The organism is Collimonas pratensis (assembly GCF_001584185.1).
Classification (GTDB): domain Bacteria; phylum Pseudomonadota; class Gammaproteobacteria; order Burkholderiales; family Burkholderiaceae_D; genus Collimonas; species Collimonas pratensis.
The window spans coordinates 2,739,313-2,765,194 of sequence record NZ_CP013234.1 but is presented as its reverse complement, the minus strand read 5'-3'; the positions used below and the strand labels follow the sequence as shown (position 1 = coordinate 2,765,194).

Annotated in this window: 23 protein-coding genes and 1 pseudogene; 9 read left to right on the top strand and 15 right to left on the bottom strand. The window is 59.6% G+C overall.

What is annotated here, in order from left to right:
- Positions 1-112: 112 nt before the first annotated feature.
- The 4 genes and pseudogenes from CPter91_RS27335 to CPter91_RS12540 all read left to right on the top strand — a co-directional run.
- Positions 113-253, top strand: a pseudogene (locus CPter91_RS27335) (type II toxin-antitoxin system VapB family antitoxin); the annotation flags it as partial.
- A 181-nt stretch (positions 254-434) separates the two neighbouring features.
- Positions 435-2,153, top strand: coding sequence for a malate dehydrogenase (quinone) (gene mqo, locus CPter91_RS12550; protein ID WP_061940694.1), 1,719 nt, complete (start codon positions 435-437; stop codon positions 2,151-2,153).
- 58 nt (positions 2,154-2,211) lie between these two features.
- On the top strand, positions 2,212-2,442 hold the full coding sequence (locus CPter91_RS12545) for a hypothetical protein (RefSeq protein ID WP_061940683.1): 231 nt from the start codon (positions 2,212-2,214) through the stop codon (positions 2,440-2,442).
- A gap of 93 nt (positions 2,443-2,535) precedes the next feature.
- A complete protein-coding gene (locus tag CPter91_RS12540; protein WP_061940680.1) occupies positions 2,536-3,780 on the top strand; it encodes a M20/M25/M40 family metallo-hydrolase in 1,245 nt (414 codons plus the stop codon).
- 248 nt (positions 3,781-4,028) lie between these two features.
- Here the strand turns inward: CPter91_RS12540 and CPter91_RS12535 are convergent, their stop codons facing one another.
- Positions 4,029-4,613 (bottom strand): dihydrofolate reductase family protein, encoded by a 585-nt coding sequence (locus tag CPter91_RS12535; protein WP_061940677.1) that lies wholly within the window; start codon positions 4,611-4,613, stop codon positions 4,029-4,031.
- A gap of 115 nt (positions 4,614-4,728) precedes the next feature.
- Positions 4,729-5,394 carry a glutathione S-transferase family protein gene (locus tag CPter91_RS12530; RefSeq protein WP_061940674.1) on the bottom strand — a complete coding sequence of 222 codons (666 nt, stop codon included), beginning with the start codon at positions 5,392-5,394 and terminating at the stop codon, positions 4,729-4,731.
- 391 nt (positions 5,395-5,785) lie between these two features.
- Between CPter91_RS12530 and CPter91_RS12525 the strand changes: the two genes are divergently transcribed.
- The gene (locus tag CPter91_RS12525; RefSeq protein WP_061940671.1) at positions 5,786-6,775 is read left to right on the top strand and encodes a porin; all 990 of its coding nucleotides are present in this window, start codon (positions 5,786-5,788) and stop codon (positions 6,773-6,775) included.
- A gap of 99 nt (positions 6,776-6,874) precedes the next feature.
- On the opposite strand, the gene CPter91_RS12520 is transcribed toward CPter91_RS12525, so the two are convergent.
- From CPter91_RS12520 to CPter91_RS12510, 3 genes are all read right to left on the bottom strand, one after another.
- A complete protein-coding gene (locus tag CPter91_RS12520; RefSeq protein ID WP_061940668.1) occupies positions 6,875-8,023 on the bottom strand; it encodes a hypothetical protein in 1,149 nt (382 codons plus the stop codon).
- A 21-nt stretch (positions 8,024-8,044) separates the two neighbouring features.
- Positions 8,045-10,480, bottom strand: coding sequence for a pilus assembly protein TadG-related protein (locus CPter91_RS12515; RefSeq protein WP_082792806.1), 2,436 nt, complete (start codon positions 10,478-10,480; stop codon positions 8,045-8,047).
- A 375-nt stretch (positions 10,481-10,855) separates the two neighbouring features.
- Complete coding sequence (locus CPter91_RS12510) at positions 10,856-12,559, bottom strand: NAD(P)H dependent flavin oxidoreductase family protein (RefSeq protein ID WP_061940662.1); 1,704 nt, start codon at positions 12,557-12,559, stop codon at positions 10,856-10,858.
- Between the two features lie 87 nt (positions 12,560-12,646).
- Here CPter91_RS12510 and pdxR point away from each other — a divergent pair, with 87 nt between their 5' ends.
- On the top strand, positions 12,647-14,164 hold the full coding sequence (pdxR, locus tag CPter91_RS12505) for a MocR-like pyridoxine biosynthesis transcription factor PdxR (protein ID WP_061940659.1): 1,518 nt from the start codon (positions 12,647-12,649) through the stop codon (positions 14,162-14,164).
- A 154-nt stretch (positions 14,165-14,318) separates the two neighbouring features.
- Here the strand turns inward: pdxR and CPter91_RS12500 are convergent, their stop codons facing one another.
- A complete protein-coding gene (locus CPter91_RS12500; RefSeq protein WP_061940657.1) occupies positions 14,319-15,857 on the bottom strand; it encodes an FAD-dependent monooxygenase in 1,539 nt (512 codons plus the stop codon).
- Here CPter91_RS12500 and CPter91_RS26935 point away from each other — a divergent pair.
- On the top strand, positions 15,759-15,980 hold the full coding sequence (locus CPter91_RS26935) for a hypothetical protein (protein WP_167595118.1): 222 nt from the start codon (positions 15,759-15,761) through the stop codon (positions 15,978-15,980). The two genes, CPter91_RS12500 and CPter91_RS26935, sit on opposite strands and share 99 nt — an antisense overlap.
- A 267-nt stretch (positions 15,981-16,247) precedes the next feature.
- On the opposite strand, the gene CPter91_RS12495 is transcribed toward CPter91_RS26935, so the two are convergent.
- From CPter91_RS12495 to CPter91_RS12480, 4 genes are all read right to left on the bottom strand, one after another.
- Positions 16,248-17,249, bottom strand: coding sequence for an NADP-dependent oxidoreductase (locus tag CPter91_RS12495; protein ID WP_061940654.1), 1,002 nt, complete (start codon positions 17,247-17,249; stop codon positions 16,248-16,250).
- 25 nt (positions 17,250-17,274) lie between these two features.
- Positions 17,275-18,129 carry an oxidoreductase gene (locus CPter91_RS12490; protein WP_061940650.1) on the bottom strand — a complete coding sequence of 285 codons (855 nt, stop codon included), beginning with the start codon at positions 18,127-18,129 and terminating at the stop codon, positions 17,275-17,277.
- An 89-nt stretch (positions 18,130-18,218) separates the two neighbouring features.
- Positions 18,219-18,839, bottom strand: coding sequence for a TetR/AcrR family transcriptional regulator (locus CPter91_RS12485; RefSeq protein ID WP_061940647.1), 621 nt, complete (start codon positions 18,837-18,839; stop codon positions 18,219-18,221).
- Between the two features lie 108 nt (positions 18,840-18,947).
- A complete protein-coding gene (locus CPter91_RS12480; protein ID WP_082792805.1) occupies positions 18,948-19,910 on the bottom strand; it encodes a Dyp-type peroxidase in 963 nt (320 codons plus the stop codon).
- A gap of 195 nt (positions 19,911-20,105) precedes the next feature.
- Between CPter91_RS12480 and CPter91_RS12475 the strand changes: the two genes are divergently transcribed.
- Together CPter91_RS12475 and CPter91_RS12470 are read left to right on the top strand one after the other, a co-directional pair.
- Entirely contained in the window at positions 20,106-20,714 is a 609-nt protein-coding gene (locus CPter91_RS12475; RefSeq protein ID WP_061940643.1) for a cysteine dioxygenase family protein, read from the top strand.
- A complete protein-coding gene (locus CPter91_RS12470; protein WP_061940641.1) occupies positions 20,711-22,354 on the top strand; it encodes a rhodanese homology domain-containing protein in 1,644 nt (547 codons plus the stop codon). Before CPter91_RS12475 ends, CPter91_RS12470 begins: the two co-directional genes overlap by 4 nt.
- 54 nt (positions 22,355-22,408) lie before the next feature.
- On the opposite strand, the gene arsH is transcribed toward CPter91_RS12470, so the two are convergent.
- From arsH to CPter91_RS12450, 5 genes are all read right to left on the bottom strand, one after another.
- Positions 22,409-23,146 carry an arsenical resistance protein ArsH gene (gene arsH, locus CPter91_RS12465; protein ID WP_061940639.1) on the bottom strand — a complete coding sequence of 246 codons (738 nt, stop codon included), beginning with the start codon at positions 23,144-23,146 and terminating at the stop codon, positions 22,409-22,411.
- Entirely contained in the window at positions 23,121-23,543 is a 423-nt protein-coding gene (gene arsC / locus CPter91_RS12460; protein WP_061940637.1) for an arsenate reductase (glutaredoxin), read from the bottom strand. The genes arsH and arsC overlap by 26 nt, the downstream gene beginning before the upstream one ends.
- Positions 23,544-23,607: 64 nt before the next feature.
- Positions 23,608-24,669: an ACR3 family arsenite efflux transporter gene (gene arsB, locus CPter91_RS12455; protein ID WP_061940634.1), complete on the bottom strand. Its 1,062-nt coding sequence runs from the start codon at positions 24,667-24,669 to the stop codon at positions 23,608-23,610.
- Positions 24,666-25,007 carry an ArsR/SmtB family transcription factor gene (locus CPter91_RS25690; RefSeq protein WP_082792803.1) on the bottom strand — a complete coding sequence of 114 codons (342 nt, stop codon included), beginning with the start codon at positions 25,005-25,007 and terminating at the stop codon, positions 24,666-24,668. The genes arsB and CPter91_RS25690 overlap by 4 nt, the downstream gene beginning before the upstream one ends.
- 138 nt (positions 25,008-25,145) lie before the next feature.
- A complete protein-coding gene (locus CPter91_RS12450; RefSeq protein ID WP_061940632.1) occupies positions 25,146-25,832 on the bottom strand; it encodes a formylglycine-generating enzyme family protein in 687 nt (228 codons plus the stop codon).
- Positions 25,833-25,882 lie beyond the last annotated feature (50 nt).

Genomic DNA, 25,882 nt, shown 5'->3' with positions numbered 1-25,882 from the left:
AAAATTACTTCTATGGAAACGTGGCCTATCGACAATGCTTGCACGGCTTAAACGGATGTTTTCCAGTGCAGCACTTCAGCCGGCAGCAAGCTAGCAGATCCAGCACTTCTCTTTGGACAAATCAGACATCTTTCGAGAAGCCATGAAGACCTTCGTGCGCATACAAGCTGCCAAGCGTCTTGCCGCGCTAGGTCGCTCGATGCCTGACAGTCAGGATGTGCCGCGTCGCCGCGAAGACCCTCTCTCGCAATGAATGTACTCATCGACACCTCAATGTGGATAGACCATTTCCGCAACGGCAACGATGCAGTGCGTTCGCATCAAATATAATTGAGCACCTGTTCCTCGATTGAATGAGGTTTTTTCGGTATCCGGCACCGTTTTTGATTGAGGGTGCCCATCTCTTTCAATATTACTTACGACAAAAAATTTCCATGAGTCAAGAAACCAACAAAAGTACAGTAGCAAACGCCAAAGGCAAGCGCTTTTCCCGACGTAAATTTATTGGAACTGCCGTTGGCGCCGCAGCCGTATTGGGCGGCTACTCGGTCCTGTTCGGTGGCCAATTCCGCGCCGCCAAGGCGGATCGCACGGTGGACGTGCTGCTGATCGGCGGCGGCATCATGAGTGCGACGCTCGGCGTCTATCTGTCCGAGCTGGAGCCTGGCTGGACCTATGAAGTGTTCGAACGCCTGGACAAAGTGGCGGAAGAAAGTTCGAATGGCTGGAACAACGCGGGCACCGGCCACTCGGCGCTGTGCGAACTGAACTACACCCCGATGGACGACAAGGGTGAAGTGCATATTACCCAGGCGATCGGCATCAACGAGAATTTCCAGATCTCGCGCCAATTCTGGTCGCATCAGATGCGCAAGGGCGTTCTGGGCAATCCGCGCGAATTCATCAATTCGACACCGCACATGAATTTGGTCTTTGGTCCGGAGAACCGTGAATTCATTCGCAAGCGCGTCGCGGCCTTGAAGGCATCGCCGCTGTTCGCTGGCATGGAAATGACGACGGAACCGACCAAGATTGCTGAATGGATTCCGATCATGATGGAAGGCCGGAAGCCGGACGAGATGGTCACCGCCACCCGTTCGCCGCTCGGCACCGATGTCAACCTGGGCGCGATTACCCGCCAGTTCTACAAGCATCTCAGCAGCAATGCGGGCGGCAAGATCAACACCGGATATGAGGTACGCTCGATCACCCGCAATGAGGATGGCTCCTGGCGTGTATCGGCTTTCGACATCAAGGATAGTTCCAAGATTCAGACCGTTGATGCACGCCACATCTTCATCGGCGCCGGTGGCGCCGCATTGCCGCTGCTGCAGTTGTCGGGCATTCCTGAAGCGAAGCAGTATGGCGGTTTCCCGGTAGGCGGAGAATTCCTGGTCACGGATAATCCCGCCATTACCTCGCGCCATCTGGCCAAGGTCTACGGCCTGGCGGATACGGGTTCGCCACCGATGTCGGTGCCGCATCTGGATACCCGAGTGCTGGATGGTAAAACCGTGCTGCTGTTCGGACCGTTCGCCACCTGGTCCACCAAATTCCTCAAGAACGGATCGTATTTCGATATCGCGAAGGCAACCACGCCCTCCAATATCATTCCGCAACTTCAAGTCGGCGCCCATGAGTTTGCACTCGTCAAATATCTCGCGCAGCAATTGGAGTTGTCCAGGGAAGACAAGATGGCGGCGCTGCGACGCTACATGCCTGAGGCAAAGGACGAAGACTGGCGTTTGTGGCAAGCCGGCCAGCGTGTGCAGATCATCAAGAACATTCCCGACAAGGGCGGCGTATTGAAGCTGGGTACCGAAGTCGTGGTTTCCGAAGATCGCTCCGTGTCTGCATTGCTGGGCGCGTCACCTGGTGGCTCTACTTCGCCAGCGATCATGCTGTCACTGCTGGAGAAAGTTTTCCCCGATCGGATGAAGACACCTGCCTGGCAGAAAAAAATTCGCGAGATCGTTCCCACTTATGGACAAAAGCTCAATGAGAACCCGCAGCTGCTTGCGACGACATGGGCAAGCACCGCTGAAACTTTGCAATTGACTATCGCATCGCCAAGTTTGGAGGGCTTCGTTCCAGGCGTCGCTCCTATCGAGCAGCCTGGGCAAGTGAAAAAAGTGCCAGATATCGCGCTATAGTGCTGCGAAGCTCAGTGTAAGCGAGATCCACTTACTCCCTACCTGATTGGCAATGGAGATGGGCGCGCACGAAGACGCCCATCTCCAGGCGCGCAGCATCAATCGCTGCGAAAGTAGAGTATGGGGCGAGATCGATAGCGAAATGCCGAGCATTGAAAAATTGCGGCATTTCGCAGCTATCGGCCATGGTTGGTACGCAAGCCCCCTCCCCGTTTTATTGAGTCCGGACCAGACATCCACCATCCAGATGGGCGAAACCACCGCCCGCAGCATTGGTGAAGCAGCCTGAACCATCTCCCAGAATCCTTAGCCGGAGCCATCCAGTCTGTGCCAAAATCCATCAAGAATTCAGCAATCCAATATCAAACGGGAGGTCACAAAAATGTTTCATCTTGCACGATCCGCATTCATCTCCAGCCTGGGTTTAGGTATAGCTCTTGGTTTAGCCGCCCCACCTTCTTTTGCCGAACCTGATAAACAGGTCTATGAAAAAGCCGAGCAATACAAGGGCGAAGCCTTGAAACTGCTGGAGCGCCTGGTGAATATCGATACCGGCACCGGCGACGAACAGGGATTGAGTCAGGTCAGCGGGATAGTGATTGAAGAACTGAAAAAAATCGGGGCACGCGTTGAAACCTATCCGGCCGCAACGCCCGCCAACGGCAATAACGTCGTGGCGACATTTACTGGAACCGGCAAAGGGAAAATTTTGCTGATGGCGCACATGGATACGGTTTTCAAGCACGGAGCCGCCGCAGCAAAGCCGTTTTATATCAAAGACAGCCGGGCTTATGGCCCTGGCGTCATGGATGATAAAGGCGGCATCGTCGCAGGCCTGTATGCGTTAAGAATCCTGCAGCAGATTGGTTTTAAAGATTATGCCCAGATTACTTTATTGCTTAACTCCAACGAAGAGACCGGCTCGGCCGGTTCACGCGCGCTGATCGAAAAAGTCGCCAGGCAGCACGATGTGGTACTGAATCTCGAATCGGGCCGTCCGGCCGACGGCCTGGTGGTATGGCGGAAAGGCAGCGGCACGATAAAGCTCGAGGTTACCGGCAAGGCAGCGCATGCCGGCGTGGCGCCTGACAGCGGCCGCAATGCGGCGATGGAAGCCGCCCACCAGATATTGCAGCTCGGCCAGCTCGGCGATCGCGAAAAACAAACGACGGTCAACTTTACCGTGATCAACTCGGGGGGCTCGACTAACGTCATTCCAGATCACGCGACTGCCTTCGGCGACGTGCGCGTAGCGGTTCCCGAAGAATTCGACCGCGTCGAAAAAGACCTGGCCAAGGTATCCGAGAAAAAATTGATCCCCGATACCCAGGTAACGACGCACTTGACCCGCGGATTCCCGCCAATGCCGGCAAATCCGCAATCAGAAGCACTCGCTGCCAAGGCGCAAGCCATCTATGGCGAGCTGGGCAAAAAGCTGACGCTTGAGGGTAGCGGCGGCGCAGCCGATTCGAGCCTCTCGGCAGGCGTCGGGATCCCGACGCTGGATGGCTTTGGCATTGTCGGCGGCGGCATCCACACGCCGGAAGAGTACGCCGAAATCGACAGCATCGTGCCGCGCTTTTATCTGCTGACCCGCATGCTGATGGATCTGGGCAATCGGAAATAATATCCTGCCCACTACCTGGCCGGCTGCCCTTCCCTCATCTGCGCGGGACTGCAGCTGGCAACCAGGTCAGACACCGAGGCGGCGAGATCGAAGGCCCACGTAATTCCCACCTTTGATTATCTGCCGCAGCCAGGCAATGCTTGTTGAGATCAAAAGCCTGGATTTATTCCAGCGCCGGCCGCAGTGCCGGCTGCTAGTATCTCAACCCAACCTACTGGTTCAATCAGTTCACGGATGCCGATAATGCATCATTGCTTTCTTTTTACCTCGTAGTGCAGGCACACCACGCCCGAAGCAAAGATCTTACTTTTCACCAGCGTGAGCGCGGTTCTGTCCTTGATGTTCTTGAATAAGGGAATACCCTGCCCCAGCACAATCGGATTGACGAATAGCCAATACTCGTCGATAAGGTTTTCCGCCATCAGTGCGTGCGTGGCGGAGGGACTGCCAAACACCAGAATCTCGCTGCCGGCGCTGTGCTTGAGCTTGCCGATTTCAGCGCTTAAATTGCTGCTGATGATTTGGGTATTGGGATGATCTTTTTCCAATAGGGTTTTCGACAACACAATTTTACGGGCGGTTTTATACCAGCGCGAGTGCGCATGGTCATGCCGACTTGCGCCGGGCTGCTCGGCAGCGGTTGGCCAGTACGACTCCATCATCTGGTAGGTGACGCGCCCGTATAAGGCAGTGTCGGTCTGCTGAATCCGCTGCTCCACATATTCAAACATTTCGTCGCTCAAGTTTATCCAGCCCAGGCTTGCCATGCCCTCATCGGTGGCGGCAACAAAACCATCCAGTGACACATGTGCAAATGAAACGATTTTTCGCATGATTTCTCCTTGTTTGTATTTAGCCTACATAACCTGTAAGACGTTGTTTGACTCCTGCAATCGCACCATATATCGTTTTGTGCGGCCGTTGGTAAAGCTACTACACGTCAGTTTTTCAAGCGGTCGGCGGCTTGCCGGTGAAAACCGCCAATTGCGCATCGAAAGCACGCTGGTAGGCGGGTCGCGCTTCGCCCCGGGCGACATAGGCAGAAAGATTCGGATATTCGGCCAGCATGCCCGATGCTTTCAACCTGAGCAGCACCGCCACCATCATCAGGTCGCCCGCGCTGAACGCGCCATCCAGCCAGTCGGCAGCGCCAAGGCGATCGGAAAGTTCTCCGAGCCGGTCACGGATGCGATTCTGGACGAGCGGCAGGCGCTGCTCGTACCAGGGCTTGTCTCCCTCCAGGAACTTGGTGGTTTGGAGATCAAGAATCGGCGGTTCAACGGTGTTGAGCGCGGCAAACATCCATGTGATCGCGAGCGCCCGGGCATTCGCATTGTCGGGCAGCAGGCCTGTATGGCGCTCTGCGAGATGGAGCACAATCGCTCCCGACTCGAATAGCACAAGATCATCCTCTTCATAAGTCGGGATCTGCCCGAAAGGATGACGCGCTCGATGTGCGGCTTCCTTCATCGCCCCGAACGAAACAAGACGAACCTCGTAAGCCTGGCCCACTTCTTCCAGCGCCCAGCGAACGCGCATGTCACGCGCCAGCCCCTTGCCGCCATCGGGCGACCGTTCAAAGACGGTAATAACGGGGATCGTTGGCAGGGACATGGTGATTTCTCCTTTGCTGGGTGTCACGTTGGATGACGGATACGCATTTTGATCCGCTCACTTACTAGACGTTCGAGATAGGGCCAAATCGACATCCGTGAACTTTTTTTTTGCCAGTTCTCAAAGATCGGGGAAATCGGTGTCCCGAACCAAGCCATTCAAGCAAAAGACCTGATTCATCGCTCCTATTCCATGCTAGCGCCCAATTTGGTTAAGATCTTACGGCGCGTTGCCTGTTGCATCACAGCTTTTGGTCGATCATTTGCAAAAACTTCTTCACGCGCCTTAGGCAAGTACCATGCATTTATTCCATATATAGTTGTTCAAAATGATTCGTTCTATCCTGATATAAACCTACTATATATTCGCGGCTAGTGAACAGGAGCCGCGCATGTTTCTTCTTACCAAAAACCCCGCATTTCATTTCCCTGGCCTGGCCGTTGCATCGGCCGCATTGCTAGCCTTGGCGGCCAACGCCTCTCACGCCGAAATCGCCAGCACCAGCGTAACGCTGTATGGCTTTATCGACAGCAGCGTGCGCTACCAGCAAACCAGGGCCGGCAATACTTTATCGGTGGTGGACGGCGCCGAACTGGGCTGGGCCGGCAGCCGCTGGGGCCTGATCGGCAGCGAAGACCTGGGCGGCGGCCTGAAAGCCATTTTCAACCTGGAGAACGGCTTTTCGCTGGATACCGGGAAATTGAACCAGGGCGGGCGATTGTTCGGACGCACCGCCTATGTCGGCTTGAGCAGCAGCTATGGAGAACTGACCCTGGGGCGCCAGTACAATGCGCTGTACTACGCCGGTTCCTGGCTGAGCGACCCGACTTACGTTTCCAGCTGGTCGCCCGCGGTCAACCACCAGCTCAATTACGCCTGGGACAATGCGATTGTCTATACCGGCCGTTTCTCCGATTTCATCGGACGCCTGAGCTATGCCGCCGGCGAACAGGCCAGCACCCAAAGCGGTAGCATGCAAGCCGCCAGCCTGATGTACAACGGCCATCCGTTCGGCGCGGCGATTGCTTACGGCGGCATCAACGGCAGCGGCGAGACCACGTTTACTGCTGGCGGCTACTACGAGATCGGCCCGGTCACGCTGCAGCTGGTGCATTACCATACGAAGAACGAACCCTACACCGCCACCCGCAGCCTGGTCACCAACGGCATCGGCGCCATTTACGTCCCGACGCCGGCTTGGGAGCTGACTACCGCCTACTGGCGCAGCACCGCGGACGGCGCGGTCGACAACAAATTCCTGGCGGTCGCCCGTTACAGCCTGTCGAAGCGCACCAAGCTGTACGTCGAGGCCGATATCGACCGCAATCCCCAAAGCGGCCAGCTCAGCGGCGGCCAGGCCGGCATGCAGTATTCATTCTGAGTGACATTTTAAACCTAAGCTAAATTCACAGAATTCATTCGTAATATATTGAATATTAATGAATTTCCATAAAATCATCGTCACTTCCTGCAGACTGCCCTACGGCGCTACAAAACGCCAGGCCGGATTGTCGAACATGGAAATCGTGCGCGCGCGCACCGTGCCGGACGGGCATAGCTCGTCCTGGGTGTACTGCGTCAGGCGGATCGAGTTCGGCACTTTTGCCTTGCAGATGATGCCGACATATTCAGGCTCGATAGTGGCCGCCTTGAACACGAAGCTCTCCTTGTATTCATCAGTTGGCTTGAAGATTTTCATCAGGTCGCCCGGATTCTTCAGGCTGCCGTAGTCAAAGCCCATCCCCTGCGACACCAGCGTCGATACTTGCGCCGGGTTGATGCCGACCTTGTCTACCCGGTAATTGCTGCCGAAACCGGAGGCGCCGCCGATCAGCTGCGACAGGTTGCCGTACTTGCCATTGTTGAGCACCATGCCGACGTGGTTGCTGGCAGCCAGCGGATTGAGCTCGTCAAACATGCGCTTGATCGCCACCGCTCCCGGCGCCGACCAGGAATTGGTGACCATGGTCAGGCTGCCCAGCGCGGTGGCGTTGGTACTGCCTGCGGCCATGCCGTCGACCGCGGGTGCGATACCGAAGCGCTGCTGCAGGAAATCCGTGATGAAATCGCCCAGCCCGATGGCGCCGTTGACCTGCACCCGTTCATAAGGCTTGTCATCGAGCTTCAGGCTGGTCAGCGTATTGTGCGTGGGGTCGAATCCCATCGGTCCGCCGGGTGCTTTGTCTGAGTTGGTGGTGACGCTCAAGGCATTGCCGGAGATCGTGCCGAAGGTAGCGCCTTTCATCGTGCTGGTGAAAAAGCGCGCAGCCGTGCTCATCCAGTCCGGGTGGTCTTGCATCAAGGCGGTGCTGCCCTCGCCTTGCGACAGGCGCGCGCCGCGCGGCGTCAGGTAGACGTAGCGGAATACCTGGGGCGCCAGGTTGCTGTCGCTGCTGTAGAGCGCCTGCGTCTCGGCGCCGCCGCCGGATTTGTAGGCGGTGCGCTCCCAGGCCGCAAAGCGCGGAGCTTCGGCATTGAGCTGCGCCAGTTCGCCGAAACGCCACACCCATTGCAGGCCAAACAGGAACACCATGAACAGGCTGCAGACAATGATCGATTCGACCAGCGCCTGGCCGTGCTGGCGGCGCAATCTGGGCGATGCGCTGGATAATATGGGCAGCATGAGCATGAAATTTTTCCGGGCGGGATCTCAGTTAATGACGAAGAACAGCGCTTTCTCGGGGTAATTCAAGCCTTCCAGCCGAGCATTCCAGTACGGCAGCATCAGGTTGGCGTGCGAGACGATCTGGCCGCGCGTGGTCCAGCGCTCCACCGGCGCCCGGTAATACACGCGCGCCTTGCCGATGGCTTTCAGGTAATCCTGCTTGAGTTCAGTGTCGTAATCGTGCATGGGCGCGCGCCCGAGGTTGAATTTGCTTTCCGGCCGCAGCGGCGTCTTGTCGACGGTTTGCTGCAGCGCCACCACGAACGACGGTCCAAGATCCTTCAACGCGTTGTCCTGCACTTCCTTGCTGGCGACAAACAGATTGCTGGCGTCGCGGTCGCCCAGCTGGTAGTTGCCCATGTTGGCGCCGCGCATTTCCCATAGGCCGAAACGCTCTGCCGGCAGGCCCATGTCAGCCGCCACTGCGCCGCCCAGGCCGGGTTTCTGGAACAGCGTTTCGGTGCCGCGCGAAGTGCGCATGCTAAGGACATCGATCAAGTCGCCCAGACCGAGAGCCTTGAGGATGAACTGGACAAAACCGTCCGGTGCGTCCACTGGATCGTCGAATGCTGAAGTGGCGAGCGAAAAACCGCTGCCCAGCATGTTCGAGATGGACGTGGCGACATTGCCGCCCAGGCTGGAGAGCTGCTGGAAGTTCACCGCCTGCTGCGCCATCGCCGTCGCCACCGCCACTTCGGCATCGGCGCTGCCGGGATTGGGCGCATTCAGCGCGGCGCCGGAGGCTGGCATGCCGGCCGGGGCGCCACCCAGTACGCCAGTCAGGTTGCTGGCGTTGGCGTCCGGCAGATTGACCGCGGACTGCGAGGAATTGGAGGAATTGACGCCTGCGCCCGCCGCATTGATCACTGGTTCCAGAGTCGCCATGGCGGCGTTGTTGAGCGTCTGGCTGGCGGTAGCGATCTGCGGCTGGCCCTTCATTGCCCGCTCGCCGGAGGATCCGGCGATATTCATGACGCCGCGCTCGTAGTATTTCTTGGCCGCGCCGGCAGACAGTGAGCCGCAGGCGCCGCCTATCCGCGGCGCATACAGCTCGCCGTTGGGCAGCGTGAAATACAGGCAGTCGTCGATGCCGGTCGCCTCGCCCCAGAACGATTTCTTCCAGGACGAAGTATCTTTCACCACGTCGACGAACTTGGCCAGGTCTTCAGGCACTTCCTGGTTCTTGTCCAGGCCTTGGCGGCCCACCTTGGACATGGTAACCGCGCCGGCCATCGGGATATGGATATTGAACAGGTGCGGATTGATCTCCATGATGTCGATATTGCTCCAGGCATAGGTTCCATCCTGCATCTGGATCATGCGGGTACCGCCGGTGCGTTCGTACAGACACATGATCGGGCTGACGATGAGGCCGACCGTGTTCATGAAAGCTTCAATCACCGGGCCGATCACGTCCGCCGCCACGTTGCCCTGCAACGCCGGCACGATCTGCTCCAGGCCGTTGGCCGAGAGCCCGGTCAGGATGCCGTTGATGCCGCTCAGGTTGCAGCCATCCACCGCCCACAGGCCGACCGCGTTAGGAAACAGGCGGCGGCCGCCCATGGCGCTGGTCAGCTTGATCATGTCCTGCATCATGACCCGGTGCACCAGGTTGAAATCGGCGGTGCCGGTGCTGTCCGGCAGCTTGGTCTTCATCTCGGTGCTGCCCATGAACTTGCGCGGCGGCTGGTGCAGCTTGATCATGCTGCCGAAATCGACCACGCTCTTGGCGACCTGGTACATGATGGTCTGCGGCACATACTCGGCTTGCGGCGCATTGGCCGTCAACAGTTCCTTCTGCATGGCGATCATGGCTGACGTCGTGGTGGCCAGATGCACCTGCTGCGAAGCGAAAATCGCGTAGTTGGTCAGCGAGGTAGTGGCGGTGCCGGCGTTGGCCAGCACCTGGCTGGTGACGCGCACGCCGTCGACGATTTTTTCCCAGAACTTGCCGAAAGTGGAAACCGCATTCAGCACACTCGACAGGCCGGCGCCGATATAGGGAATGAATTTGGTCAGCGCGGCGGTGGCCTTCATCACCTTGCTATTGTTTTTCCAGTACTGGTCCGACATGGTGACGTTCGACCACATCGCCGTCATCTGCCCTACCGCCTGGTAATTGGCGATCATGGCGCGGTTGGTGTAGGCGGTGTAGTTGAGCCCCTCCGCTGCAATGTTGGCGGTGCTGTAGGCAATCGCATCCGCGGCGTTGACCAGGCGCCGCTTGTCGCTGGTCACCTGCGCCATGTTATAGACGGCAAATATGCCGACGCACAGCACTGCCAGGAAGAAAATGCCGATCGGCAGGATCGCGCCGCGGCTGTAGGTGTGGCTGTATGCGTGGCAAAATGCGCGGCTAGATGCGCGCCGCGGCAAGCGACGGCGTCCGCTGTTAGACCACTTGCTTACGTCGGCTTGCATTGCTTCAGCACCATGTCGACATCCTGGAAGGAAATTAAGTTTGCGCGAATGCGCGATGGATCCAGCGCTGCTGGCAAGACGCGTTGAAAATCTTTCCAAATGGTAAGTATGTTTTGTTACCGGAGAATGACGATGGCATGCCGATTTGGTTGTTTTTGGCCTGATGATTCGGATGTTTTTTTCTTGACACTCTCATTAGTGTCAATGATGTAGACATGCTGAAAATCAGCATGGGATGACGCCTGTTCGGACTAGACGAACGCGTCATTTACGACGCTAGTACAACACCAGTGCAACGTCAGTTAAGCGGATGGTGGGCTGCTTGTCGGCATCCTCGCGGAAGACTGAAACAGTCATCCCGCATACTCTGCCGGCTCAGGCTGAAGCTGGCGTGCCGATCAGAATATCCTCATAAAACGCACCGACAAGTTCGGTCGGGTGGCGCAGCTGGATTTCCAATACCCAGACGCTGTCGCTCGGCACGATTTCCATCTCCGCCAGTTTGGCCGGACCGAACAAGGCATGCGGAAAATCCGATATCCGATGTCCCGCCAGATTGCGTTCCAGCTGCCAGCCGCCACGCGCAGCGGCAGCCTCGGCGAAATCGTATAATTCGCGCCCGCTCAGGCCGGTCTGCCAGGCCTCCTTGGCAGCTGTGAAGACATCGCGCGCCGCCTGCGCGCAGGCGCGGTGCAGGCTGTTTTCCCCGAAAACGATGGTGTCGCCGAAATCGCCTTCGTAACCATCCCATACCGGCCCGAGATCAACCACGGCAATATCGGTATCGCGCAGCGCACGCTCCTTCTCGACACCTTGGCGCGGCGTTCTGACAGTATCGTCGCCGAAGCGGATATAGGTCGGATGCCAGGTATGCGACGATCCCATGCTGCGCAGATGATCGTTAGCCATCGCCACGGCTTCACCGGTAGTCATGCCCACGCGCAGCTTGCCGACGATTTGCGCGAGCGCACGGATCGACTGCTCGCGCGCCGCCAGCATGCCGTCGATCGAATATTTCGGGCCGACACACTCCCACACCGGATCGAAACTTCCCTGCGCCAACGGCACCGAGATTGCCCCCGACGGCACGAAGGCTTCCGCGATGAAATGATGCGCCGGCAAGCCCAGCGCCAGGCAGCGCTCGCGCACGCCGCTAACCATGGCCGGATTGCCGCAAGCATAGACGCGTGCACTCTGCCACACGTAAGAATCGGCAGCAGCAACGTCTTGCACATAACCTTGGCGGAAACCTTCTGCAACCTGCCCTGCCTGGCTGACGACGCCATGCCAACTGAAGCGCACATCGCGTGCAGAAAGCTTGTCGAGAAATTCCCGTTCGTAAAAATCATCAATCTGCGCGCCGCCCCAGTACAGCACGACAGGCATCGCCTCCTGTTCAGCCAGCGCAGCCAGCAGAATCGGCTTGATGCCCGCATAGCCGGTGCCGCTCGCAAACAGCAGCAAGGCCGAATGCGGGCCGGGTTGCCAGGTGCACGCGCCGAATGCGCCTTCGATACTGAGCACGTCGCCGACGGCAAGACAGTCCAGCATCTGCTCCGAGAAACGGCCGCCGGCCACACGCCGGATATGGAAGACAAGTTTGCCGTCATCGTCGGCGGGAATATTGGCGACCGAAAAGCAACGGCTGCTACCGTCATCGAGATAGAACTTCAGGTACTGGCCTGCGCGGATGAACAGCGATTTTGCGTGGCGCGGCGCCAGCACCAGTTGCGTGACGTCCTGCGTGAGCATGTCCTTTTTCAACACTTCGGCTTCAAAGCGCAATGCCTGGGCATCCAGCGACCAGCCGGGAATCTCGATGCGCATGTCGCCGCAGGCATGGCTCTGACACAGCAGCATCTCATCGTCCGCCAGCGGATAAGACGTACCGGCAGCGATATAGGGCTTGCTTTCATGGATACCGCTGAGCACCTTGACCTTGCACGATCCGCACTCACCGCGGCGGCATGAAAACGGTATCGAGATGCCTGCGGCCAGCGCCGCGTCCAACAACAACTCGCCCCCTGCGGCAAAAGTCGCGCCGGACTGTTCCAATGTGATGATGTGCTGGCCTGGCATCGTATCCTCGTGTGCTGATGAAATAAATGACGAACCATTATGGCGTTAGAATAGGACCATTAAAACCTCCAGATTTGAATAATTTACATGGTCCAGATGAGAAAATGGCAGCTCCTGCTTAACCTTGATCTCGACCATTCAGGCGGTAAAGCTTCCTATCGCAAAATCGTCGACTGCCTCGCTGGCGCCATTCAGAGCGGCCGTCTGGAGCCCGGCGCCGCCCTGCCCGGCACGCGTGAACTGGCGCATATCCTCGACGTCAATCGCAAGACCGTGATACTGGCTTACGAAGAAGCCATCGTCAAAGGCTGGTTGGTCAGCGAACCGCGCCGCGGCACCTTCGTCAATACGCTGTTCGCGCCGACGGCGGCGCCGGGCAAGCCGCCGCAAAAGAAACGCGGCGCTGCTGACGACGCAAGCTTTGCGCCGGACCTCGTCGCCAGCGATCTGCCGCTGTACTTCGACGATCTTCATGTCCCCTCAGCGCAGGCCGGCAGAACGCGCGACACCATGTACTTCGACAACGGTGCGCCCGACCATCGCCTGCTGCCGCAAGCCGTGTTGCATCGTTATTATCGTAATGCAATGAAGGCAGCCTTCAAATCCAATTGGGTCAAGTACGGCAATCAGGAATCGGCCGAGCAGTTGTGCACAGCGCTGGCCGACATGCTGCGCAGCACGCGCGGCCTGGCTGCCAGTGCATCGAATATCTGCCTCACACAAGGCACGCAGATGGCGCTGCATCTGGCTGCAGCCGCGCTGATTCGGCCCGGCGACCTAGTACTGGTGGAACGGCTCAGTTACCCGCCGGCGTGGGCGATATTTCGCGCACTGGGTGCGCAGATTGAAGTGGTCGACGTCGATCAGGACGGCTGCCGGGTGGACCAGATCGAGGCGCTGTGCCTGCAACGGCCGGTACGATTGATTTACCTGACGCCGCACCACCAGTTTCCGAGCACGGTCAGCCTGCGCGTCGACCGCCGGCAAAAGTTGCTGGCACTGGCGCAGCAGCATCGCTTCACCATCATCGAAGAAGACTACGACCACGAATATCATTTCGAGGGACGGCCTTACCTGCCGCTGGCCAGCGACGCGCGGCAGCGCAACGTGATTTATATCGGCTCGCTGTCGAAGCTGCTGGGTTCGTCATTCCGCTGCGGTTTTGTAGTCGGTCCCGAAAACCTGATCGGCACGCTGAACAAAAATCAGTTGCTGATCTCCACCCACGGCGATGCCGTCGTGCAAAAGATGTTGGCCGACCTGATCGCCGATGGCGAACTGCGCAGGCATTTGCGGCGTGCCTCCAAACTCTATCGCGCGCGCAAGGATGCCCTGCTGGAATCCTTACATGGCCATTTCGGAGAATGCATCACGCTGCGCAACCCCGAAGGCGGACTGGCCTTGTGGGTCACTTTCAGGGAAGACATCGACGTCGACGCGATGGTGCGGCAGGCCGCCGGCAAGCAGCTCTTCGTGCGCAGCGGCCGCCAATTCTCGCCGCTCGACCAGGCGGTCAACGGCTTGCGGCTGGGATTTGCATCGATGACGCCGGATGAACTGGCGCTGGCAGTCGGACGATTGCACCAAGCGTCGCAGCAGCGCTAGGTGTCCAGACCTGCCGTCGCCATTCTTGCCTGCGGTTGAACGTCGTTCCCGCCGTCAACGGCAAACTGATTCGTCTGGTCACTTCATGGGCAACGGACGCGCGTCATGTCGATGCGCTTCTGTCGATGCGCTTCTGTCGAAGCTGCCGCCTGCGTTAAACTGCTGTCAGCGGCTCGCCGAACCATCGCGCCGCAGCCTGCGCCGCTTCCTCCTGATTGGCCTCAGCTTCGGCAGCCCAGGCAACCACGCCGTCAGGGCGCAGTAATACTGCGCTCAAGCCCAGGCCATCCTTGACGTCGCTCGCGACATATATGATCCGGTCGCTCCAGCCGCTGGCCAGCGCCTGCAACGGCCTGCCGGCGTCAAAGTCCAGCAACAGACCGCTCCCCTTCTTGAGAAGCATGCCAAGCTTGCTGCCATCGGCCAACTCGAAATCGGGTGCACTGCGGCCCACCAGCGGATGACTGCCGCCAAGATCGTAGCGCAGCGACACGCCCCACGCGCGCTCGGCGAAGTATGTCGCGCCGTCGCCCGTATCGATGAGATCGCGGATGATCGCTTCCAGCGCGCGCGAGTGTGCGCTCGGCCGCATCAGCGCGACCTGGGCGCGTGACCAGTCAAGCACCTGCGCCGCCACCGGCTGCCGTTCACGGGCATAGCTGTCAAGCAGGCCGGCCGGAGCGTCGCCGCGGATGGTGGCGGCAAGCTTCCATCCAAGATTCATCGCGTCGCCCAGGCCGAGGTTGAGCCCCTGGCCGCCTAAAGGAGAATGGATGTGCGCGGCGTCGCCGGCCAGCAGCAGCCGCCCTTTGCGGTAAGCCGTCGCCTGGTAAGCGCGGTCGGTCCAGGTGGTGCCGAGCTGGAGCGCCGTCAGGGTGACCTCGGTCCCGGAGATACGGCGCAGCACCGCCTGCACATGCTCGAGCGTGAGCGGCTGGCTTCGGTGAAAAGCGCCGCCGTCGAACTCGACCATCGCGATGCTCCCGGGGCGCGACTGAAAATACATGCCTGTCGGCGTATAGTGGCGGCCCAGGCTGAGCCGATCCGGGTCAGCCATCTCGACCTGGACGGAATAGCCGGTGAACTCGGCATCAGTGCCTGTGAATTCAAAGCCCCCTGCCTTACGCACGATGCTGCGGCCGCCATCGCAACCGACCAGCCAGCGCCCATGAAAAGTCTCGCCGCCTGCGCGAATGATCACTTCGTCGTCCACCTGGTCGACACCTTCGACGCCGAATCCGCGCCTGATGTCGACCCCAGCCGCGCTCGCGCGGGCGGCCAGGACGGCTTCGATGCGCTCCATATCGGCCGCCATGCTGGTGGCAGCCGGACTTGGCAGGCGATAGCGCCATTTCGAGGCGTTGATCTTGTCGTAGTCAAAAGGGATGCCGGCGAAATGGCCGGCTTGGCGGCGCGGCTGTTGCCCTTCCCGCCCGGCGCTTGAGGCGCTGCTGCTTTCCGCCTCATCTTTCGCGCGTTGCGGCGCCGCCACATCGTCCAGCAAGCCGCGCCGGTAGAAAGCTTCGATGGTGGGCGCCGACAGTCCGCGCATGCCAAATGGAAGCCGCTTCAACGGAGTAAGCGGATCCTCGGCTTGTTCCAGCACCAGCACCGAGATCTCTGCGAGCCGGAGCTCACAGGCAAGAAACAAGCCGACCGGGCCGGCGCCGGCAATCACGACGTCATAAATCATAGAAAAATCCTTAAGCACCTTGGCGCCAAGATGTACTATCAGAAAAAAAAGGGGGCACTGACGATCAGTGGTAAACAATCTGCAAATGCCACGCAACCTGCCGCCCTGGCGGCGGTGTTTTAGCGCTTCGCCCCGATCGGGAGCGAAACGTGTGCGTGGCGTTTAGCGTGCAGGCTCAGGAAAGTGAGCCGATTGGGGGGCAACCTCAATTGGTAAGTGTGGATTTTGCGCCGATTTCAGCTGCTTTCTCGCGCTTTGCGAAACAGGAAACGCGCACCGGGATGAATGTTCATGGATGAGCATTTTCCCGATGCGCATGATATTGGGCAAAAAATCATAAGGTGTCAAGCCGCAGAATGTTTCAAGCCTTTCATGGATAACGCCGCCATGCTAGCGCACTTTGATCACAACCTTTCCTTTCGCGCGTCCGGTTTCGACATAGTCCAGCGCCTGCCTGGTTTGCTCGAACGGGAAGACGCGGTCGACCACCGGCCGGATGTGGCCGGCTTCGATTAAACTGCTGATTTCGCCCAGCTGCCGGCCGCTGGCTTTCATGAAAAGGAAGGAGTAGCTGGCGCCGTTGCGCCTGGCCGCTTTCCGGATGCCGTAACTGAGCAACCCCATCACCAGCCGGAAAAAACCGTTCATGCCGCGTTGCCTGGCGAAATCAGGATCGGGCGGCCCGGCGATGCCGATCAGCTTGCCGCCTGGCTTGAGCACGCTCAGGGATTTTTTCAGTGTGTTGCCGCCCTGGGTGTCGAGCACCAGGTCGTAGTCTTTCAGCTTGGTCGAGAAATCGTCCTTCTTGTAATCGATGACGATATCGGCGCCCAGGCCCTTCAGCATGTCGGCGTTGGCCGCGCTGGCAGTAGTGGCGACCGTGGCGCCGATATGCCTGGCCAGCTGGATCGCGATTGTGCCGACACCGCCCGAACCAGCGTGTATCAGCACTTTCTGTCCCTGCTTCAGCTGGCCCTTTTCGACCAGCGCCTGCCATGCGGTCAGCGCCACCAGAGGAATCGAGGAAGCCTCCTCCATCGTCAGCTTGGCTGGCTTGAGGGCCAGTGCATCTTCTTTAATCGCGATGAATTCGGCAAACGTGCCGATGCGGTCGTCGTGCGACCGTGCGTAGACTTCATCGCCGACCTTGAACCGCCGCACACGCGCACCGACCCGCACTATCACGCCGGCCAGATCGCTACCCAGAATCAGCGGCATTGTATAGGGCAACAGCAGCTTGAATTCGCCATTGCGGATTTTATAATCCACCGGATTGACGCCGGCCGCATGAATCTGCACCAGGACGTCATCCTCGCGCAATGCCGGCTCGGGCAGTTCACCCGAAGTAAGCACCTCCGCTTTGCCGTAGCGCTTGATGAAATAGGCTTTCATTTGCAGCTCCCGTTGTTATCGTAAATCATTGTGACAGTGCCATGTCCGGCTTACGCAGCGCTGGCTGGGAGTCGAGCCGCAAGTCCTTGCGCACACCGGCTTCGACCAGCGCGGCGGGCGCGAATCGACGCAGGAAGCGCAGGCGAGCAGCCAGCGCGCCCGAGGTATAGCGCACCTTCGGACTGGCCGCCAGCGCTACCTGCAGCACCGTCTCCGCCACTACCTCCGGACCATCCGCACCCTGCAGCGCTTCCTTCACGCGCCGATCCAGCCCCGCGCGCAAGTCGCGATACTCCTCGAGCGCCTCATCGGGCTGCAACTGGTTGGCGTCGAACGCCGACTTGATGTAGGCCGGCTCGACCAGCGAAACACGGATGCCCTGGGTGCGCAGTTCCTGGTCCAGTGCTTCCGAATAGCCTTCCACCGCATGCTTGGTGGCCGAGTAAAGCGCCATGTACGGCATCGGCACATAACCCAATACCGAGCTGATGTTGATGATGCGGCCGCTGCCGCGCTGTCGCATGTGCGGCACGACAGCGCGGATCATGCGGACGATCCCGAAGAAGTTGGTATCGAAGATCGCCTGCGCCTGCCGGATCGAGCTCTCTTCAGCGGCGGCCGGAGCGACGCCGAAGCCGGCGTTGTTGACCAGCAGGTCGATACGCCCTTCAAGCCGCAACACTTCCTTGACGGCGGCCGCCACCGATTCGTCGCTGCTGACATCCAGCGCCAGCATCTCGAACGCGCGCTTGCCGCTGTGCCCCTGCGCGCCACGGCGGCTGCTGCCATACACCTTGTAGCCTGCCTTGACGAGCCGCTCGGCGGTGACCTCGCCGATTCCAGATGATGCTCCGGTCACAATTGCTATCTTGCTGTTCATTATGCTTCCTTTCAATACTGTCATTTTATATGATGATCATCATATATATCTTCAAAAAAAAGCCCGGAACACGGGCCGCCAGGCCAGCCTTATTTGCCAACCTCTGAAAAATGCTTGAGCGCGGCTACGCGCAAGGCCTCGGACAGTCTGGGATCATCGACCGCGCGCGCCATCATCATTGTGCCGACCATCGAACTGACCATGAACATGGCCTGCTGGTGCGCATCGGGCGTTCCCCAATCGGGCAACTGGCGGGCCACCATATCGATCATGGCCTTGATGTGGCGCGTGGCCGCATGCCGCACCTCCGGCGCCTGACGGTGCATCTCCGAGCCAAGCGCGGCCACCGGGCAGCCGTTCTCAACGTCTTCCAGGTGCTGCTGCGACAGATAGGCTTGCATCACCGCTTGCAAGGACTGCTCTGGCGCCGCGGCGGCGGCGATGTCGGCCGACAGGCTGACCGCTTCGGCGCCGGCGCGGTCGGCTGCTTCGGCCAGCAGTGTCTCGCGGGAGGCAAAGTGCGCGTAAAAACCGCCGTGCGTCAGCCCGACCTCCTTCATGATATCCGCCACCCCGGTGCCGGCATACCCGCTGCGCCGGATCGCGCGCGCAGCCACCTCGACGATGCGCTCGTGCGTCGCTTCCTTGCGACTCTGGGTGGCGCGCTTGGCGCCTGGATGGGTTGATTTATTTCGCATGACGGTCATCATATACCGTTTTCAGAAAAAATGCGCGGTTGCACAGCAATTTGATTATTTGGCGGTCTGCCCGCGAAGCCGGGAACCCAGTCCTTGGATATCCACGCGACAACAATCGCTCTAGTCGGGATCGGCGGGTGAAATGTTCATTTTCGACAATGCATCCAGACTAGGCACAAAATAGATCGCCGAGGAAAGCGCGGTAGAGAAATCCAGCAGCCGGTCGGTTTTAGAGACGCCATCCGGGCCGACGCCGTACATCTGTTCAAGCATCCCCATGGTGACCGAGATATCGTTGCAAAAACCGACAAACATGATTCCCGCTTCTTTCGCGTTACCGTAATTAGCGTTCCTGCGGACGATGTCTTTTTCTTCGCCGTTTCTTCTGAACTGGTTCCTGCCGACGTGAGAATCGTCCGGTAAAGGCGATAGCTGGTGGCTGCCGGCCTTGGTCCTGCCCCAGACGTTTTCGGCCTCGTGGACAGGCAAGCTGCGCAGTTTATCAACCTCCATCCGCCATTTCTGGATCAGCACGGTCGATCCGCCCGCACCTTTTTCACCGTCGGGAATGACGGCCACGCTGTTGGCGCGAAACGGATTGGGATTGGCGACGCCATCGGCAAAACCGTCGAAGGTGACATTGTTGTGATAAGGGAAGCAGATCTGTTCACTGACAAGATCGGCAAACGGGCTCAGCAAGGATATGGCCTTGCTCATGCTGTCATACAGCGTTGCGGCGTTTGACTGGGTGATCCAGAGCCACAGATCCTGCTGGGTGGCGGGGGCGGCCTTGCCGCTGGCGCTGACGACATCCTGGTCGAAAGAATGAAGATTGTCTGGAACATCCGCCGGACAGACCTGCCGCCACAGCTCGGGCTTGAACCCCAGGACCACATTGGCGCTGCCGCCGGTCAATTGATGATGGCGGTTGAGCGTCGGATCGGCAATGCCGGTAATTTCCGCTTCCCAGAGCTTGCCGAGCGTCTTGAACAGTTGCCCTAGGTCGCAGCCCTGTTTCAGCATGAACTGCAAATGCACCTCGTCGCGCGCTACTACCGAAAGCATTGTCTGTGGGATTGCCATATTTATGTGATCCTATCTCTGTTTTCCATGGAGCTCTTCAACCAGATCGTCGGGCCGGCTCCAGCTTGGGACCTACTTTACCCCGGAAGACGCGGATATGAAAATAGTAAATAATTCGTTCAATCTGGCTTTGCCCGCGATTAAGCTGTATGTCTTGGCACAACAGATCTGCGCATCGGAACAAGAAAGGAGAACATGTCTCACGCCCCCAATCCCGGCCGGCTGCGCCATTTTGTCACGGCATTCGCGGCGCTGCTCGACAGCAAGCCGCCAGAGGTGCAGATCCTGCGCGACGGCGGCGCCTTGCTGCGCCAACTGATCGCCGTAGACGACTGGCTGCCGGATGCCTACGCCCAGCCGCAGCCTGAACGCTACCAGCAATACCTGCTGCATGCCGATTCCGCCGAACGTTTCTCTATTGTCAGTTTTGTCTGGGGACCGGGACAGGCAACGCCTATCCACGACCATACGGTATGGGGCTTGATCGGCATGCTGCGCGGCGCCGAAACCTCGCAAGCCTACCGCTACACGCAAGATGGCCGTTTGCAGGCCAGCGGCGCGGCGGTCAAGCTGACGCCGGGCGCGGTGGAGCTGCTGTCGCCCGGCCTGGGCGACATCCACAAGGTGCACAACACCTTGGCCGACAGCGTCTCGGTCAGCATCCATGTCTATGGCGCCAATATCGGTGCCGTGCAACGCTCGGTATTTGCCGAAGATGGCAGCCGCAAAACCCTCATCTCCGGCTACTCCAACACCCATTTGCCGAACATCTGGGACCGCTCCAAGGAATTGAAACAACCATGACCGCTACACACAACGCCGACACCGCCTTTGCCACGCTCTCGTTCGAAGAAATCCACGCCGCGCTGCTGCAGCGCCGGGAGCTGGCCCTGCTGGATGTGCGCGAAGAAGCGCCTTTTGCCGAAGCCCATCCGCTGTTCGCCGCCAATCTGCCGCTGGGACGCATAGAGCTGGAAGCCTATAGCCGCATCCCGCGCCGCGACACCCGCATCGTGGTGTACGACGACGGCGAAGGACTGGCCCTGGCCGCGGCGCAACGCTTGCGCCAGCTCGGCTACAGCGCGGTGCATCTGCTGGCCGGCGGCCTGCAGGGCTGGCGCGACGCCGGCGGCGAAATCTTCCGCGACGTCAACGCTCCCAGCAAGGCTTTCGGCGAACTGGTGGAATCGCAACGCCACACGCCGTCGCTGTCGGCCCCTGAAGTCAAGGCCTTGCTGGATGCCGACGCCGACGTGGTGGTGCTCGATGCGCGCCGTTTCGACGAGTACCACACCATGAGCATCCCCGGTAGCGTCAGCGTGCCCGGCGCCGAACTGGTGCTACGCGTGCGGGCGCTGGCGCCGCGCCCGGAAACCCGGGTCATCGTCAATTGCGCCGGGCGCACCCGCAGCATCATCGGCAGCCAGTCGCTGATCAACGCCGGCATTCCGAATCCGGTCGGCGCCCTGCGCAACGGCACCATAGGCTGGACCCTGGCCGGCCAGCAGCTGGAACATGGCAAGACGCAACGATTCAGCGAACGCCCGCTGGACCAGCCTGGCGGCGTAGCTCATGCGCAGGCCGCCAGCGCCGGGCGGCAGGTCGCGGACCGTGCCGGCGTCGGCCGCGCCGACCTGGCCACGCTGGAACGCTGGCAACAGGAACGCAGCCGCACCACATACCACCTTGATGTCCGCACTCCGGAAGAATACAGCCGCGGCCACCTGCCCGGCTTCAGTTCGGCCCCGGGCGGCCAGCTGGTGCAGGAAACCGACCATGTGGCGCCGGTGCGCGGGGCCCGCATCGTGCTGGCTGACGACGATGGTGTGCGCGCCAACATGACGGCCTCGTGGCTGGCGCAGATGGGTTGGGAAGTCCATGTGCTGGACGGCCTGCAGCCGCAGCATTTCAGCACCAGCGGCAACCCGGCCCAACAGTTGCCGCCGGTCGCGCCGCATGAGACCGTCACTGCACAGCAGCTGGCGCGCTGGCTGCAGGAGGCGCCGGCCGCCACCGTCCTGCTCGATTTCACCAGCAGCGCCAACTACGTCAAGCAGCACATTCCCGGCGCCCGCTTTGCCTTGCGCTCGCAGCTGGCGGCCGTGCTGCAACAGAATGCAGCGGCGGAACCGGCGGAACCAGTCGAACGTTACGTGCTGACCTGCGGCAGCAGCCTGCTGGCAGCTTACGCCGCCGGCGATGCGCAACAGCTGACCGACAAGCCGGTGTTCGTGCTGGAAGGCGGCACTGCAGCATGGATTGCGGCCGGCTTGCCGCTGGAGTCCGGCGAAACCACCCTGGCCTCGCCGCGCATCGACCGCTACCGGCGGCCGTACGAAGGCACCGACAATCCGGTTGCCGCGATGCAGGCCTATCTGGATTGGGAATACGGCCTGGTGGCGCAACTGGCGGCCGACGGTAGCCATGGATTCTTTGTCATCTGAAGCATCGCCCTCAAACTTCGATGCCAGCCCAGGCCAGCAGCGCCGCGCTTCTGCTTAAATCGATCTTTGCGCTACCCGCTTGCTTAACTCGGCGGCGGATTCCCTGCGTTCGCTGTAACGATCCACCAGGAACGAAGAAACGTCGCGGGTAAGCAAGGTGAACTTGAACAGTTCTTCCATCACATCGACCACGCGTTCATAGTAAGACGATGGTTTCATGCGGCCGTCGTCGTCAAACTCCAGGAACGCCTTGGCCACCGAGGACTGATTGGGGATGGTGATCATGCGCATCCAGCGGCCCAGGATGCGCATCTGATTGACCGCATTGAACGACTGCGAGCCGCCGGACACCTCCATCACTGCCAGGGTTTTCCCTTGCGTCGGCCGCAGCGCACCGATAGACAAAGGAATCCAGTCGATCTGCGCCTTCATGATGCCGCTCATCGCGCCATGGCGCTCGGGCGAGGTCCAGACCATGCCTTCTGCCCATTGCGCCAGCTCTCTCAGTTCCAGCACCTTGTGATGGCTTTCCGGTTCGCCGTCCGGCAGCGGCAGGCCGCGCGGATCGAAGATCCTGGTTTCCCCGCCCATGGCTTGCAGCAGACGCGCCGCTTCCATCGTCAATAGACGGCTATAGGATTTCTCACGCAAAGAGCCATATAGCAGCAGGAAGCGTGGTGCATGCGTAGAGCGCGGCGTAGCGGAAAAATCAGCGGCGGCCGGCACGCGGAAGTGTCCGGCGTCGATGTTCGGTAAATCGGGCAGGCTATTTGACACGCTGTCCCTCCGCATTGATCACGGCTTCGCCATCTTCTTTTACAAACGCGGCCTGTTGCGGCAACGGCAGGATATCCAGCACCAGCTCGGACGGACGGCACAGCCGCGTGCCGAGTGGCGTGACGACAAACGGCCGGTTGATCAGGATCGGATGGGCCAGCATGGCGTCCAGCAATTGCGCATCGCTCAGGTCCGGCACATCCAGGCCCAGTTCCGCGTAGGGGCTGCCTTTTTGTCGGATCGCAGCGCGCACCGAGAGCCCTGCATCGGTAATCAGCGTGGTCAGGGTGGCTAGCGACGGCGGCTGTTTCAGGTATTCGATAACTTCCGGCTCGACGCCGCTGTTGCGTATCAGCGCCAGCGTATTGCGGGAGGTGCCGCAATCTGGATTATGGTAAATCGTGATGTTCATGGCTCTACTCTCTCTGGATTTTGCGATGTGACAGGTCTTGCGTCCTTGGTTCAGTGCCTTTTCTTCAGCGCCCTTCGTACCAGCCCTGGGTACGGTTGACGATGCCGACGATCAGCAGCATGACCGGCACCTCGATCAGGACCCCGACCACGGTGGCAAGCGCAGCGCCGGATTTAAAGCCGAACAAGCTGATCGCCGTGGCCACCGCCAGCTCAAAGAAATTGGAGGCCCCGATCAGCGCCGAGGGGCAAGCAATGGCATGCTTTTCACCGACAATCTTGTTGAGCCAGTAGGCCAGCGCGGAATTGAAAAACACCTGTATCAGGATGGGAATGGCCAGCAAGCCGATAACTAGCGGCTGTTCGATGATGGCATTGCCCTGGAAGGCAAATAACAGCACCAGTGTCAGCAGCAGCGCCGAAATGGACCAGGGCTGGATACGTTCCATCAGTTTATCGAAGCTGGCTTGACCACGCCGCAGCAGCGACTTGCGCCAGACTTGAGCGATGATTACCGGAACCACGATATACAAAAACACCGAAGTCAGGAGTGTCGCCCACGGCACCGCGATGCTGGATACGCCCAACAGGAGAGCGACCAGCGGCGCAAACGCGAATACCATGATCAAATCGTTCATGGCGACTTGCGACAGCGTGAAGTACGGATCGCCGCCCGTCAGGCGGCTCCACACGAACACCATCGCCGTGCATGGCGCGGCGGCCAGCAGGATCAGGCCGGCGACGTAGGAATCGAGCTGCTCGGCCGGCAGATACGACGCAAACCAGTGGCGGATGAATACCCAGGCGAGCAAAGCCATCGAGAACGGCTTGACCGCCCAGTTGATGAACAGCGTCACGCCGATGCCGCGGACATGCCCCCTGACCTGATTCCACGCTGAAAAATCGATCTTGAGCAGCATCGGGATGATCATTACCCAGATCAGCAAGCCGACCGGCAAGTTGACCCTCGCGATTTCCAGCGCGCCGATTGCCTGCACGCCGGTGGGAAACAGCTGCCCAAGCAAGATGCCGGCGACGATGCACAAGGCGACCCAGACAGTCAGGTAACGCTCGAACAAATTCATGGATACACCCGGGCAGCGCCCGGCGACCTGCAGACTTTTCATGATGAAGCGCTTTCAGCAGGAGCGCAGCCAGGGGTACAGAGCGGCAGGCAAGGATTACCGCCGCAGCAATTTTCAGTGAGGAACGCCAGCAAGGCGTTCATGGTGGTGAAATTGGCAGAATAAATAACGAATCGCCCTTCATTGCGGGACGTCACCATGTCTGCGTGCGACAACTCCTTCATGTGAAACGATACGGAAGACGGAGAGATATCGGTAATCTCCCCGATTTTTCCAGCAGGTAGTCCTTCGGGGCCGGCTTGCACCAGTGCGCGGAAGATCGCCAGGCGGGAATCCTGGGCAAGCGCTGCCAGCGCGGTAACGACTGATTTTGTTTTCATATTTCAATGATAGTTGAAATATTGAATAAATCAAGCGATTTTCCGCACTCCATCAGGAATCATGGGGGCGTCATCGCTGGAATTCACTGGCGCGCGGGCCAGCCGCAAGCACCAATACCCCGATACCTCAATCCCCCGCTAACCCTGCTCAAGCGACCTGGCAATCCGGAAGCCGAGGTCGTCGATGGCAAAGGTCGGATGGCTGCGCCGGCGATTGCTGGCCAGGCAGCCTCTTTCCAGATCGGACCAGCCGCCGCCACGAAACACGCGATAGGCACCATACACTTCAGGGTCGTACAAGTCCGAGCACCACTCCCAGACATTACCCAAGGTATCGTAAAGCCCCCATGCGTTAGGCTGCTTTTGCCCGACATCCTGAGTGCTGCCGCGGGAGTTGTCCCGATACCAGGCAATATCCTCGAGTTCGCCATATCTCGGGCCATTGCTGCCGGCGCGGCAGGCATACTCCCATTCAGCTTCGCTGGGCAGGCGATAGCCCCAGCTTCCGGGAATCAGCGAGGCGGCCGTTTCGTCGTCATGGATCTGGTAGCCGTCGGCAAGGCCCTCCGCCCGGGACAGCAAATTGCAGAAACGGACAGCATCAATCCAGGAGACATTCTCTACCGGACATTGGGCAGCGGCATGCGACGACGGCCACTGTCCGCAGATCTCGCCATATTGCGCCTGGGTGACGGGATAGCAGCCGATCGCAAAGGACGGCAGTTTGACCAGCCATCGGCGGCCAGTCCTGTCGTCCCGCATGGCGATGGTTCCTGCGGGAATGCGTGCTGTTTTCAAGGTCAGCGTTTCAAACGGATGTTTCATGTGCTCCACAATGCCGGCATACCTTTTATCGGAATTCGCTATTCAAAAAA